The organism is Saccharospirillaceae bacterium, from assembly GCA_022448365.1.
GTDB lineage: Bacteria > Pseudomonadota > Gammaproteobacteria > Pseudomonadales > Oceanobacteraceae > Bacterioplanoides.
The window spans coordinates 107401-121259 of the sequence record JAKVCS010000005.1 but is presented as its reverse complement, the minus strand read 5'-3'; the positions used below and the strand labels follow the sequence as shown (position 1 = coordinate 121259).

Below are 13859 nucleotides of genomic sequence, written 5' to 3'. Positions count from 1 at the left end.
AATGCCCTGGCGCCCGCAAATACCATCCCCGCTGCTGGCGTCTTTTGGCAAAACTCCCTGACAAGCACATCCTGTTACGAATGCAAGTCAAAAAAGTGAAAAAAGCCGCTTGATTCGGCCTTTTTATCGCGCCTATAGTTTCTTCGAGATAAGAAAAAACAGCCCCTTCGGCTGTTACAGGATCGGGAGAAAATCCTATGTTAGAGAACTGCCAAAATGCTCATGAGCGCTGGGGCGGCGTTCACAAAATGATTGATTCCTGGCTGAATGAGCGCCAGCAGCTGATCGTGCTGTATTGCAACCTGTCGGCCAGCAAACCGCTGTCGGTTGAGGAGCCACTGGCCAAGAATATTGGTCGTTTCTGCCAGGTGATGATGGACTACTGCTCTGCCGGTCACTTTGAAATCTACGAGCAGCTGATTAACGAAGCCAAAGAATTTGATGATGGTGGTGTTGAACTGGCGATCGAGCTGGTACCTAAGCTCGACAAGCTCACCGGTCAATGTGTCGATTTTAACGACACCTACGATCAGCATTGTGCGTTTGAACTGCTCGGTAAACTGCCGCAGGATTTATCCAATATCGGCGAAATACTGGAAGAGCGTTTTGAACTTGAAGATCAGCTGATCGAACAACTGCACAACGTGCACAAAGACCAGGTTGCTGAAGAAGCCTGAGCGCTGTCTTTTCTGCTATCTCCTGATAGACGGTCTACACTTAGGGCAATCCTTATTGCATTAGCCGTTTATCAGGGACGACATCCATGTCATTGCTGACCCGCAGTCTATTACTTTCCTCTGCTCTGTTATTGAGCGCATGTGACGACGCCAAAGCGCCTCAGAAAATTGAAGAAATTGCCGTACAAGGGGCTTATTCCGTGCGATTTTCTGCCGATGGCAACAGTGCCATCGTCGGCAGCTTGCATCATGGCGGAAGCTTGTGGTCCGTCAGTCCACTGGAGCGCCGATACGATTGGAATCATCAGGCAGAGGGCTACAGTAATATTCTTACCAGCGCATTTTCTGCGGACGGAAATTACATCGCCACAGCTGACAACCGAACCATTGTGCTGTGGCAGAAAGACACGGGTGAAGCCATTTGGTTCTGGAACGCGCCGGGTGATATCGAAGACATTGCGTTAACGGCGAACGGCGATCTGGCTTTGTTGGCAATGCAGGATTACACCGCCACATTATTCGATATTAAAAACGGTGGTATTCGCCAGCGTCTCGCTCATGATGGCATAGTCTACGACGTTTCAATTGCTCAGGATGGTGTTATTGCGGCCAGCGCCAGTGATGATTCCAGCGTTAAAATCTGGAATCTGCAAAGTGGCAAGTTACTGCACACTCTGGCTCATAAAAACCAGGTACGCACCGTGCAGTTATCAGACGACGGCCGTTTCGTGTTCACCTCAGAGTTTGGTGGCAGCGGTAAAATCTGGGATGTTTCATCGGCCAAGATGTTGAAGGAAATCACCTCAATTAGAGGTCATTACAGTGCTGCCCGGTTTGTTCATTCGGCCAGTCAGCTGATTACCGGAAGCAGTTCCGGGAAAATCGAATTGTGGGATGTCAGCACTGGCCAACGGAAAAATGTCTGGCGAGCTGCACCCAGAGACAAATGGGTCAGTAACAATGTTCAGGTGGAAGACGTTGCCCGATCCGGCAGCGGTTGGATTGCCGCCGGATCAAATGGCTTGCTGTATCAGTTGAAGTAACGCGTTAAGGCAGCTTTTTCAATTGTGCCGCGCGATCGTCGAGCAGCTTTTGTACATTTTGGGCGTCGTTCAGCATTTCGCCAACTTTGTCGGCTGACACTGTTCCCGGAAACGGCAGCGAGGTATTGCTGCTTTGCTCACTATCTTGCTGCACTTGCTCCTTGTGCTTCGCCAGTTGAATACTCCGAATCACGTTGGCCGCAGTATCGACGCTAACCACCTCCGTTGCCACACCTTCCGGAATGGAATCCCCAAAATGCCAGACACCTTTCTCGTCCTGCCACTTCTGATACTGCTGGCGGGTTTTCTCCGTCGATAAAATATCGAGCGTTTGATCGGCATCAAAGTTCTTCAGCAAATCACCACCACGACTCTGTATAAAATACGGTGTGGCAACCGCAGCGCCAAGAACAACCAGCATCATGCCAATTTTTAACTTCATATTTCCATCCTTGAGGGCTGTTTCTCAGCCTAAAAGTATACCTTATGCTTTACTTAAACGTGGCAGATTTAAATAATTATCGACTATCATGCATACGGTAACAAAGCAGGAGCGCTAGTGGCTCACGAATCGACACACGATAAAAACCCTTTCCGCCCACATGCCCGCGTCGTAGGCATGACTGCGCCTGTGCGTGTGATGATTGCCAATGCCAAAGGTGGCTGTGGCAAAACCACGCTGGCAACCAATGTTGCCAGTCACTTTGCCCATAACGGTGAGCTGACCGCACTGATTGATTACGATCCGCAGGGGTCATCAATGGATTGGCTGGCGGCACGTGATGTCCATCTGCCGACGATTACCGGGGTGGCGGCCTATCAGAAGCATGCACCACAAACATCGACCAAAACCTGGTCACTGCGCGTGCCAGCTAATACTTCTCGGGTGGTGATTGATACGCCGGCAGGTTTGGCTGGAAACGTATTATCCGATTTGATTCAACAATCGGACGTATTGTTGATACCAGTGATTCCTTCCGCGATTGATATTCGTGCTGCGACCGGTTTTATCCGGGACGTCTTGTTATCACGCTCTTACCGGATGCATCCAAAACCGATTGCTGTTATTGCCAACCGGGTTCGTAAAAATACTCTGATTTACGCCAAGCTGGAGAAATTTCTCAACAGTTTGCAGATTCCTTTTATTACCGCCCTGCGCGATACTCAGTTCTACGTACGTGCGAGTGAACACGGTTTAGGGATTGTTGATTTTGATCAAAAAGATAAAAAAGACATTGCCGAATGGCAGCCTCTGGTTGCTTGGTTAGACCAGACTATCGACCAGATTCGCCAATCTCAACAAGCTTCGCGATAAATTCATCTAAAATGCATAGATGAATTCAACGTAAATCGTATAATGCTTGCATTCGTTTCTATGTCTGAGGAATCTTCCTATGCCTGCACGTAAGACTACTGCAAAAACTGCTGCCAAAAAGCCAGCGACCAAAAAAGCACCTGTACGTAAAACAGCTGCAAAAGCCGTTGCAAAAACTGTTTCTAAAAAAACGGTAGCTAAGAAAGCACCAGTTAAAAAAGTTGCGGCTAAGAAGCCAGCAGCTAAGCGTGTTGCGTTAACTGCAGTACAACAACTGCAGAAAGACATTGCAGCCTTACAGGTAAAACTGGAAAAAGCCCAGGCTAAAGAGCTGACTGACGCCGAGAAAGCACTGGCTAAAGCAACAACAGTACAAGAGCGTGCAAATACCAAAGTTGCCAAAGCAACCGAAGCCAAAGCAAAAGTCAGCGCTAAGATAAAGATTAAGAAAACTCCGGCAGCCGTTCGTCAATTAGACAATGCTAAAGTGAAGCTGGAAGCTGCAAAGGAAGAAAAAGTAGCCGCTCGCGAAGTACTGGTTGCAGCAAAAGAAACGCTGAAAGCTCAGAAAGCGGCTGATAAGCAACGTACTGCGCTGGCGAAAATCGTTGCCAAGTTTGAAGCTGAACAGGAAAAAGCACAAGCCAAAGCAGCAAAAGCCGCTGCGAAGAAAGCGCCTGCTAAAAAGGTAGCTGAGAAGCCAGCTGCTGAAAAAGTGAAACCTGCCGCTAAGAAAGCAGCGACTAAAGCTGTCGCTAAAAAAGCTCCGGCAAAAGCTGCTGCGAAGAAAGCGCCTGTGAAGAAAGCTGCGGCTAAGCCAGCAGCCAAGAAAGCAGTAACCAAAACGGTGGCTAAAAAAGCTCCTGCAAAAGCTGCCGAGAAACCAGCCGCTAAAAAAGTGGTTGCTAAGAAGCCTGCCGCTAAAAAAGCAGCAGCGAAAAAGCCAGTAGCGAAAAAAGAAGCGGCACCAAAAACTGTTGAAGCGCCAACGGCTGTGGAAGACACCAAAGTCGTTGAAGCTCCGGTAGTTGACGTAGCAACTCCGGTTGAAGCACCTAAAGCGGAAGCCCCGGCAGTTGAAGCAGCACCAGTTGTTGAAGACGTAAAAGCAGAAGCCGTGGTTGAACCCGCGGTGGAAGCGGCTCCCCAGGCTGAAGAGAAATCAGCGGAAGAGAAGCCGGCAGCAGAAAGCACTGAAGGTTCCAGCCTGTTTGGTGCTAACTAAGCAAGGCGGAAACGATTTACTGGCTGACCAATAAGTCGGCCAGTTGTTTAAAAAGAGGCTCCAGAGCCTCTTTTTTTGTGGCTGCTGTATGTCCTGACTCAGGTTGGCCTAGCTCGGCCTGTTTGAAGAGATTGTTCAGCGTTTGTTGACGATCAATCGTCTCTGACTGTTGCTTTTGATGCGTTGACGAATGCAAACCATACAGTTGATGCAGAGCAATCTGCTCGGCTCGTATTTCGTCTTTCTGAATCTGCTGACGTAATGCTTGTTGCCCTGGCAACTCACTATCTTTAGTGATGGCTTTGCGGGCTGTGCGTAACGACCAGATTACCTGTGTACGCCAGCGGCGGTAGTCTTCCAGTTGCCCATCGGTTAGTTGCCAACTCTCACCATCGCTTGCCAACCAAAGCGCAGTCAGAACCAACAAAGTATCTTGCTGACAGGTATCCTGCAGCGTTAACAAACACTGTTGTGCGTCTTTGCTGGCATAAAACGCCAAAGCAAAGTTCCACAGTGGGTTATCATCGACTTCTGTGGCACACTGCGCCGCCATTGTTGTGGTCCTTTCTTTAGTTTGTAGCGTTATGATCGAATTTAATCAGGTTTCTCTCCAGCGCGGTACTCAACCGCTGTTAAAACAAGCGGATCTGCGTGTCCACGACGGTCAGAAGCTGGCGTTGATTGGCCCCAATGGTGCGGGTAAATCGAGCCTGTTTGCGCTGTTAAATGGCGAGCTGCAAATTGATGGCGGTGAGTTATACATTCCATCAAAGTGGCGTATCTCACATATGCGCCAGGAAGTGGAAGCCAGCGAACGTTCCGCGCTGGATTATGCGATGGATGGTGACAGTGAATACCGTCGTATCGAAGCCGGAATCAGTAACGCCAAAGACGATAACGATCTGGCCCACTGGCTCGATCAGATGGATCAGCACAAAGGTTATGAAGTGCCGGTTAAGGCCGAACAACTGCTGCATGGTTTGGGTTTTTCCCAAGACGACTTGAAACGCCCGGTAAAGGACTTCTCCGGTGGCTGGCGTATTCGTCTGAACCTGGCTCAGGCGCTGATGATGCCGTCGGACCTGATGTTACTTGATGAGCCCACCAACCACTTAGATTTAGAAGCAACATTGTGGCTGGAGCAGTGGCTGAAGAACTACCCCGGTACGCTGTTATTTATTTCCCACGATCGTGATTTTATCGACGGTGTTGCTGACCATATCGTACATTTACATCAACAGCAGTTAACCGTGTATCCGGGTAACTATTCCGCGTATGAGCGAATTCGTGCGGAGAAGCTGGCGCAGCAACAAACGGTGTACGAAAAGCAGCAAACCCGGGTAAAAGAAATTGAAGCCTTTGTGACGCGCTTTAAGGCCAAGGCGAGTAAAGCCAAACAAGCACAAAGCCGCTTAAAAGAATTACAGCGTATGGAGCTGATTGCTCCGGCACATGTGGATTCGCCGTTCCGTTTTGAATTCCCCTGTTATGAAAAAATGTCGTCGCCGTTGCTGGCGATTGATCATGCCGACCTGGGTTATGTATCTGGTAGTGAGAAAACTACCATTCTACCGCAAGTAAAAATCTCTCTGGTGCCGGGTCACCGTATTGGTTTATTAGGTCCGAACGGTGCGGGTAAATCGACGCTGCTAAAAACTCTGTGCCGGGACATTGAGATGCTGAACGGTGAACGCAGCGAAGGTGAGCATCTGCGCTTGGGTTACTTTGCTCAGCATCAGCTTGAATCTCTCGATGTAAAAGCGTCCGGTGCCCTGATTCTGCAACGCTTAAAACCACAGGCGTCAGAGCAGGAGATCCGTAACTTTCTCGGTGGTTTTGGTTTCCACGGTGATAAAGCACTGGAAGTGATTGAGCCGTTTTCTGGTGGTGAAAAAGCGCGTTTAGCTCTGGCCTGTGTTGCCTGGGAAAAACCCAACTTATTAATTCTCGATGAGCCAACCAACCACCTGGATATCGAGATGCGCGAAGCGTTAACCGTTGCGCTGCAAAACTTCGAAGGCGCAATTTTAATTGTGAGCCACGATCGTCACTTATTAAAAGCCACGGTGGATGAATACTGGCTGGTGGATCACGGCAAGGTGCAGGAATTTGATGGCGATCTGGATGACTACCATACGTACTTGCAGCAGCGAGATGAGCAGATTGCTGGAAGTGATTCTGCCAGCTCAGAAGACGCAAAGCCTGCTGAAGTAAAAGTGGATCGCAAAGAGCAGAAACGACTGGAAGCGGAGCGCCGCCAACGTTTAGCGCCGCTGCGTAAAAAGCAGCAAGCCGCAGAGAAGCAGATGGAGAAACTGCAAACCCAGCTGGATACCATCGAAGAAAAAATGTCGGACACAGACTTATATTCCGACAGCCGTAAAGACGAACTGCAGCAGCTGTTAACTCAGCAGGGTGATTTAAAATCTCAGCTGGAAGAGATTGAAATGGAATGGATGGAGCTGACGGAGCAGCTGGAAGAGGCGGAATAAGGGAAGGAACTAAACCGCATTTTTCTTTCTATGGTTTTCCGTATTTACCTTGGAGTACGGTTAATGCCAATGTATTTCTTCAATGGCTGGTCGCTGATCAGTCTTTGTAATCCCATTCCTTGTTCGTAGTTTTGGCATGTCCAGATCAATTTAATCATCTGAAACTGGCTTAAAACGTTGACTTTCTCGAGTTGGAAAAGAAGCGACAGCTATTGCTCTAAGTTGCTGGTTTTTCCTACTGTACGGAAAATAATTAGGTGCTGGTACACTAAACAAGGTATACGAACTTAACTGACTAGAGCATCCCCTACTATTGTTTTTATTATAACTAATGGCTAGTATCAAAACTCTGTCTTATTGATATTTTATTTTCTACGGAATGATGATGAATAAAATACTGTTCCCAAAAAAAACGCTATTTCTCTTATTCTTTTGCTCCTCTGCTTTTGCAAAGCCTGAGACAGGAAATATGTCTGAAGTCGATTCTCTATATGTTCCAACCGAAGCTTCTGCTCGAGTTTACGTTGATTTCAAATTTTCCTCAGCAATGCCGGGTTGTTACAAAAATAAAGGTGGATATTTATATGGAGACAATACAAACAATGCATATGCAGCATTACTTTCTGCATTAAAATCTGGTTCAAAAATTAGGCCTTTTTATCAGATTAATGAGGGTAATGAAGGCTGGAGTAAATGTTACATAAAAGCTGTCAGTGTCTATTAAGGTTTAAATACGTTATTAGGCAGGACTTTCAGAATACATCCCAGTGGCACCCGAAGGTGCCACGCTTCAAAACTCTTACCCCGGCAAATAACGCGTAATGACATCACGTACCGCACGTGATTTATCCTTAATAAAATCACCCAGATAAGAACGAGTTTGTTGCTGTTCGCCCAGCATTTCCATCAATACCGTACGGTGTTTTGCATTAAGGAATTTCGCCGCTTTTTTCAGCTCACCACGCGTCGCGAAATCCACAAGCCATTGCTGGCAAGCTTCACTGTCAGAGTGCTTAACGCAATACAGCAATAAATGTTCAGGGCAGATGTCGATCTGCTCAAGCCAGACAATCAGGCCGGCAGTTGCTGCTTCTTCGTAATCTTCATCGCCTTCGTGCAAACCCAAACGTTCTTCGAACGGCATTTTGCCTTCGGTCACTAACTTATCGAGATAGCCGCCAACCAGCGTTTGCTCGAACATTTTAAAGCCGCGGTAGTTAGTGTTCAGGAACAGCTGGGTTAATCGATTACGGCGTGGCGGATCGAGTACCCAGATAAAGTTGGCCAGACCCGTCATACGGTATTCTGGTGCTTGCAGCTCCAGTGTGTCGGTGGCTAATGTGTTTTGCAGTAACGCGATGGTGTCGGACAGGTCGGCGTTGGGCGCTCCTTCAACATACGCCAGAATGGCATCACTGATGTGCTGCTGACGGACATCCGGGTCCGTCATTTCATACGCCCGCTGCAGCAGCGCATTCACATCCTGATCGGCATCAACCACTAATGCGACACCGGAGTGTTGGCTGAGATCAATAGGCTGTTCACCAAGGCTGCTGATGTCGGCACCACCTACCAGGCTGAGATGATCGCCACAATCCTGAATCAGCCACAGGTTCAGCCAGTCGGTATTACAGGCATAAAAATCTTCCAGCTTGCGATAATCCGCACGAATCTGAACCGGTTTTGCTGCCAGCTCCGGCGCGGAGTTGGAGTAATCACGTACGGCAAATTCCTGCTGCAGAGTTTCCAGCAAAACGCTCCAGCCCACATCCTTAATATTGAGTTTGATGGTGCGCTGTAACACCCGGCGGAAGTCGTGCTGCAGTTCTTCGTTGTGGGCATAACCAAAACGTGGATGCTCCAGTGCCAGCAACTGGTAAACCTCGGTTTTAAACGCTTCGTTGATGTAGCGTAATCCGTGCTGCAGTTGCTGCCCGCGTTGGCGCTCCATGCTGCCTATCATGGATGTGTCGTCGCTATCGACCTGAGCCAGCATATTCAGTCGGTGCTGATAAAACACCACGGCTTCATCGTGATTGCGGTTGCACTGGCTCATTTCCAGCGCCAGCAAATAGCCTTGCTCAATACCGGCGCGCTCCAGTTCTTTGTAATGATCAATGGCCTGCAATTCGTTATCGAATCTAATGCGGTATTTACTGTCAGAATCGGCCTGCAGTACCAATCGTGCGACCCGCACCGGTGCCATGGTAACCATCAGTTGCCAGATACGATCAGCCTGAATCCGGCAAGGCAGCGGTAACTGGCGCAGCCAGAAACAAATCAGCAAACAGCGTTGATAGTCTTCATCGTGATCGTTAAGGAAGTGGTAACCAATCTGATGCTCGCTGAAGGAATTCATGCGCAGACTGGCGCGGCGCACACAATCGTCGCGATGGGCAAACTCGTCAAACAGCCCGATGGCTTGTTGCTGACTCAGCTCAGGTTGCTCGCTGGCGAAATAGTCGAGTAGCTGAGCGATCTGCTGCTCGTCCATACCCTGATCGGAAAAAATACCGCTGCCGAGAATGTTCATGTTTTCGCGCAGATAATTGAACAGCGTCTGCCAGTGGTCGCGCTGATTGAGTGTCTCTGCCAGCGTTTCGGTATGGGCATCGGCGAAGTTATTGCGGAAATCGCGGTACAGCTGATAAGCCATCAGAGTGTACTGACCAACCGAAAAACGATCGTCTTCTTTTGGCCAACGGTTCGGGTCGACCAACTCACGATCACTGCTCATTAAGCGCTCGGCGTGTTCGAAATTGGCGCGGTATAAGCGGTTGTTCATATCGCTAAACTGATCGCTGACATCGGTTAATAAGCGCAGGTTGATTTCGTTTGCGGGCACCTGGGTATAGCGTAAGAAATATTCACGTGCCGACATCAGTTCATAACGATCAACCACCATACGACGCATAAAATCGTCGAATTCACGCTGGCCAAGGGCGTAATAAAAGATATCGAGTAAGCGCAGGCATTGTTGCTGACGCTGGTTCAGATCGGTTGATGGCATCACATCGGCGATGCAGGCCGCGTCGTCATCGTCGCATAATAATTCCGACAGCAAATCACTGGTGATCGACCAGAGTTCGTCCATGAAGTCTTTGTTCTCTTCGCCAAACAGCAGCTCGCCTTTAAAGTGGTTGTAAAACGTCTTCGCATGCTGTTTTGCGTGGGAAACCAGCGGGATTTCGGCGAGCTTTTTAACGGCTTGTGGGTTGCTGCCATCCACCACATAGCGCCACAGTGTTTCGCCTTCCGTTAACGCCAGAACCAGCGGCTTGATGCTGCGCAGCAAATCGCCTTCATCTTTGTCCCGCTCGCTTTCTTCAAGACGCTCAATATTACGCTGGGCATAATACACCAGCGGCTGGTCGGTTTTTGCAGCAATCTGCTGTTGCAGATCCATCGCTTCATCTTCGAGGCTGGCGCTGATAAAGGTCTGTTGGCGATGTTGTTCCATATCATCTTCTTCAAACAGATCGCCTTCCAGCGGCAGTAACGTCAGATACAGACTGAGTACCGGGTTCGCTTCGTCGGCATCAACATCTTCACTTTCCAGCAGCATTGGACGGCTCAGCAGGCGCTCGGTCAGTGCTTGTTTAAACCATTCATACCGTTGTGGATGCTGACGTAAGTAGTCGCCCAGCGGTTGGTAATGCGTGTCGGACTCCCATTCGATACCAAACATCTGATAGCGGATATTGTCGTTATCACACCAGAGGTAAGCCTTGATAACGTCGTCGTTCCAGCCGTGGCTGTGGACAAAATGCTTGAGGTAATCGCTGTAGCCGGTGGCGTGTTCGTCATCCCAGTACGGGATAAAGAACTGGCCAAGTAAATAAATGTGCTGCGGATTGTGGCAGCCAAGCACAAATAAAGCTTCGGCGGCAAAGACCCGCATATCGTCGACCCAGATCGAGTCGGTGTCGTTCATGCGGCGGGAATAATCCACCATGGCCTCGGCGGTGCGAATCACCTCCGCCTGCAGTTCATCGTATTGCAGGGCAATGGCAAAAATAATCGCTTCGGATACGTAGATTTCATCGTCGTCGGCAATCGGTTCGCGGTTCAGGAAGTTCCAGTCTTCCGGCCCCATGCGCCAGGATAACAAGGCGTATTGGCGCAGTGTTTCATCGCTAATGTCGCTGAATTGCAGACGTCTTTGGGCTTCAGGCTGGTGGCTATCGCATGTTTCGGATTGCGCCACAAATTCGATATTAAAGCAGTTGTTCTGAAAGGCGCTACCATCGTTCAGATGTTGTTGATACTGCTGCAATGCCTGTTGAACGGAAGCGGGTTGGCCGAGGGTAACGGCAATACGGATGTCTTTATCGAACTGATTCATAACTCTCTTTACTGCTAGATCACCATAACAGAATATTTGATGATATTATTGTCACTTGATGATAGCAGAGACCGCGTGAGTTATTTAATCCGATCGGTTATTGCGGTTTTGATCGCCCGAATTAACGAATAAAAAACTCCACTGGTATGGCCATGGTTAACGGATCGCCGGGGATATCTTCCGGTGGTGGTGGTATCCGCGGTCGTCCCGCTCTGCGACCGTAGTTGATTCATTTTATGGCGAAAATCACTGGATTTATTTCAGTCCTTTAATATAATGAAAATCATTCTCATTTAAGTAAAGAGAGCCGTAATGGACCCAGTTGAACGTGGTCACCGCATTCGTAGGTTGGATCAGTTCCGACGTGATTTTGAACAAGCCAATACCCTCCTGACGGTGTGTGGTTTTGCATTGCGTAACAACGATGCGACACAAGCGCAGTTCAGCAGCTTTATTCAGGCAGCGCTGGACGTAAAAGCGGTGTGTGAACGTCCCTATGCGTTGCACAATCCGCTGGATGTGTTGTTCTGGCTGAAGCAAAAGTTGGAAGATTTCTCGCAACAGTCAGAACGACCGGAAGTGATTCGTGCCAGCTGTCGTCGTGAATTACGACTTACCGAAGAGCGTATTCAGAATATTTGTGATGAAGTGGGTGAAGGCAAAGTAGTGGCTTTGTTGTAACGCAAACAAACCAAGAAAAAATTTAAACAAAAAGGCGTTTAACTTTCTCAAAATAAGAGAGTTAAACGCCTTTTTTATTTTACTCAGTGCTTTTTCGAGTTGGCTAAAATCGTATTCGAGGCAGCTTATGCGAGGCAAAAACAGGTGAAAGCGCGCAGTTTATAAATAATAAATGAGCACATTGAACCTGTTTTTAACAAAGCAGAAGCAACGTAGATAGATTTTAGTAAACGTCACGTACGTAACGCTTTTCCTTCTTCAACTTCGCTACATACTCCGATGCATCGTTCGGGCTCAGTTTGCCGTGTTCGGCAATCAGCTGATGCAGGGCGTCGTCCACGTCTTTGGCCATACGGTACGCATCACCACAGATGTAGAAATAACCACCACGCTCTAACCAGGCGAACAGTTCCGCACCGCTTTCACGCATACGATCCTGAACGTAGATTTTCTCAGCCTGGTCACGAGAGAAGGCCAGATCCAGTTTGGTCAGCAGACCAGACTCTTGCATAGCTTCGATTTCATCGCGGTAGATAAAGTCGTTGTCTTTATTGCGGTCACCGAAGAACAACCAGTTATCACCCTGAGCACCACGTGCCTGACGTTCTTCCAGGAAGGCGCGGAATGGTGCGATGCCGGTACCCGGGCCCACCATGATCATTGGCAGGTTGTTATCTTCTGGCACGGCGAAGTTTTTGTTGGGCGAGAAGTAACACTTAATCTTGTTACCTTCGTTTGCCACGTCCGCCAGGAAGGTTGAGCACACGCCATTGTGGTCGCGGCCATCCTGGTTGTAACGCACGCTACCGATGGTCAGGTGCACTTCTTCTGCGTGGGCATTGATGCTGGAAGAAATCGAATATGCACGCGGCGCTAACGCCTTACACAGAGCACAGAATTCTTCGATGCTGATTTCACACGGATAGGCTTTCAGCAGGTCAACGCAGTCTTTGCCCCACAGGAAGTCGTTCAGTGCTTCGTTATCATCGTTTTCCAGCAGACGCGTCAGTTCTTCATCACCGTTACGCTGCGCCAGTTCAGCAATCAGCTCTTTACTTGGATTACGGATCTCCAGACCTTCGGTCAGCAGTTGACCGAGCTTATGCGGTACATCGTTCCACAAAACGCTGTCGTCAGTTTTAACGCCAAAGTGAGCAACCACTTCGTCCACCAGATCCGGGCGGTTTTCAGCGATCACATTCAGTGCATCACCGGCGTTATAGCGCTCGCCACTGCCTGCCAGTGAAAATTCAAAATGCATAATTTCTTTGCTGGAGCCTTTGCCACTGAGTACTTTTTTACAGGTCAGTTCGGCTTCCAGCGGGTTGCTGCGGCTGTACTTCGATTTCGCCTTTTTTGGTGCAGTATTGCCATCACCTCCTGCTGGTGCTGCAGCTCCGGCATCGGAACCTTTGGCAGCGATAACCGGAACCACGGCTTCAATCCAAGCCTGAGATGGTGCTTCGAAATCGACATCACAGTCAACACGATCGCCAATACGCTGGGCGCCTAACTGCTCCAGACGTTCATCCCACATCTGACCGGCAACACAGAAGCCATCGTAGTTGTTGTCACCTAAGGCCAGTACCGAGAAGAAGGTGTTATCCAGTTTTGGCGCATCGTCGGCGCTGACTGCATCCCATAGTGCCTGGGCGTTATCCGGCATTTCGCCTTCACCGTAGGTACTGGTAACAATCAGCAGACGCTCCATCGCGGGCAGTTGTGCCACATCGACGTCTTCCATATCCAGTACGACAGGCGCCAGTCCCTGCGCGCGTGCTGCGTCTGCAGCTTCTTCGGCAACGGCTTCGCTGTTACCGGTTTGTGAACCGAACATAATCGTCAGTGGCTTTTGTGCCGCCGCGGTCGGTGCCGCCGCAGCACCGCCAGCACTGGCCTGAACCAGCATACGGCTGTGCAGACCGGCCAGGAAGCCGCTCATCCACTGACGTTGTTCGTCGTTAAACGGTATATCCTGCGGTAAAAACGGAACCTGCTGCGCAGTGTCCTTTTTCTTCACCATATCGTTCATAGTGTTTCCCCCGATTTTTGCCTGAGCAAAATCATCGATAGTTTTTAAA

General features: G+C 49.1%; 11 protein-coding genes. 7 read left to right on the top strand and 4 right to left on the bottom strand.

Annotated features, from left to right (window positions below; translation table 11 throughout):
- The first annotated feature begins 197 nt into the window (after positions 1-197).
- Together MK185_14500 and MK185_14495 are read left to right on the top strand one after the other, a co-directional pair.
- Positions 198-677 (top strand): Rsd/AlgQ family anti-sigma factor, encoded by a 480-nt coding sequence (locus tag MK185_14500; protein MCH2041836.1) that lies wholly within the window; start codon positions 198-200, stop codon positions 675-677.
- A gap of 86 nt (positions 678-763) precedes the next feature.
- Positions 764-1720: a PQQ-binding-like beta-propeller repeat protein gene (locus MK185_14495; protein MCH2041835.1), complete on the top strand. Its 957-nt coding sequence runs from the start codon at positions 764-766 to the stop codon at positions 1718-1720.
- Positions 1721-1724: 4 nt separating this feature from the next.
- On the opposite strand, the gene MK185_14490 is transcribed toward MK185_14495, so the two are convergent.
- Positions 1725-2162, bottom strand: a complete 438-nt coding sequence (locus tag MK185_14490) for a DUF4124 domain-containing protein (protein MCH2041834.1) — start codon at positions 2160-2162, stop codon at positions 1725-1727.
- Between the two features lie 117 nt (positions 2163-2279).
- On the opposite strand from MK185_14490, the gene MK185_14485 reads away from it, so the two are divergent.
- Both MK185_14485 and MK185_14480 read left to right on the top strand, forming a co-directional pair.
- A complete protein-coding gene (locus MK185_14485; protein ID MCH2041833.1) occupies positions 2280-3035 on the top strand; it encodes a ParA family protein in 756 nt (251 codons plus the stop codon).
- Between the two features lie 79 nt (positions 3036-3114).
- Positions 3115-4260, top strand: coding sequence for a hypothetical protein (locus MK185_14480; protein ID MCH2041832.1), 1146 nt, complete (start codon positions 3115-3117; stop codon positions 4258-4260).
- Between the two features lie 16 nt (positions 4261-4276).
- Here MK185_14480 and MK185_14475 read toward each other — a convergent pair whose 3' ends face one another.
- Positions 4277-4813, bottom strand: coding sequence for a TIGR02444 family protein (locus MK185_14475; GenBank protein ID MCH2041831.1), 537 nt, complete (start codon positions 4811-4813; stop codon positions 4277-4279).
- 31 nt (positions 4814-4844) lie between these two features.
- Here MK185_14475 and MK185_14470 point away from each other — a divergent pair, with 31 nt between their 5' ends.
- Entirely contained in the window at positions 4845-6752 is a 1908-nt protein-coding gene (locus MK185_14470; GenBank protein ID MCH2041830.1) for an ATP-binding cassette domain-containing protein, read from the top strand.
- A gap of 385 nt (positions 6753-7137) precedes the next feature.
- Positions 7138-7476, top strand: coding sequence for a hypothetical protein (locus tag MK185_14465; protein MCH2041829.1), 339 nt, complete (start codon positions 7138-7140; stop codon positions 7474-7476).
- 75 nt (positions 7477-7551) lie between these two features.
- Here MK185_14465 and MK185_14460 read toward each other — a convergent pair whose 3' ends face one another.
- Positions 7552-11097 carry a hypothetical protein gene (locus tag MK185_14460; protein MCH2041828.1) on the bottom strand — a complete coding sequence of 1182 codons (3546 nt, stop codon included), beginning with the start codon at positions 11095-11097 and terminating at the stop codon, positions 7552-7554.
- A 312-nt stretch (positions 11098-11409) separates the two neighbouring features.
- Between MK185_14460 and MK185_14455 the strand changes: the two genes are divergently transcribed.
- Positions 11410-11778, top strand: a complete 369-nt coding sequence (locus MK185_14455) for a hypothetical protein (GenBank protein ID MCH2041827.1) — start codon at positions 11410-11412, stop codon at positions 11776-11778.
- 223 nt (positions 11779-12001) lie between these two features.
- Here MK185_14455 and MK185_14450 read toward each other — a convergent pair whose 3' ends face one another.
- Positions 12002-13810, bottom strand: a complete 1809-nt coding sequence (locus MK185_14450; protein ID MCH2041826.1) for a sulfite reductase flavoprotein subunit alpha — start codon at positions 13808-13810, stop codon at positions 12002-12004.
- Between the last annotated feature and the right edge of the window lie 49 nt (positions 13811-13859).

Coding starts and splice junctions, on each gene's coding strand:
- MK185_14480 (MCH2041832.1), top strand. CDS start 3,115: ATGCCTGCACGTAAGACTACTGCAAAAACTGCTGCCAAAAAGCCAGCG.
- MK185_14450 (MCH2041826.1), bottom strand. CDS start 13,810: ATGAACGATATGGTGAAGAAAAAGGACACTGCGCAGCAGGTTCCGTTT.
- MK185_14460 (MCH2041828.1), bottom strand. CDS start 11,097: ATGAATCAGTTCGATAAAGACATCCGTATTGCCGTTACCCTCGGCCAA.
- MK185_14455 (MCH2041827.1), top strand. CDS start 11,410: ATGGACCCAGTTGAACGTGGTCACCGCATTCGTAGGTTGGATCAGTTC.
- MK185_14465 (MCH2041829.1), top strand. CDS start 7,138: ATGAATAAAATACTGTTCCCAAAAAAAACGCTATTTCTCTTATTCTTT.
- MK185_14495 (MCH2041835.1), top strand. CDS start 764: ATGTCATTGCTGACCCGCAGTCTATTACTTTCCTCTGCTCTGTTATTG.
- MK185_14490 (MCH2041834.1), bottom strand. CDS start 2,162: ATGAAGTTAAAAATTGGCATGATGCTGGTTGTTCTTGGCGCTGCGGTT.
- MK185_14500 (MCH2041836.1), top strand. CDS start 198: ATGTTAGAGAACTGCCAAAATGCTCATGAGCGCTGGGGCGGCGTTCAC.
- MK185_14470 (MCH2041830.1), top strand. CDS start 4,845: ATGATCGAATTTAATCAGGTTTCTCTCCAGCGCGGTACTCAACCGCTG.
- MK185_14475 (MCH2041831.1), bottom strand. CDS start 4,813: ATGGCGGCGCAGTGTGCCACAGAAGTCGATGATAACCCACTGTGGAAC.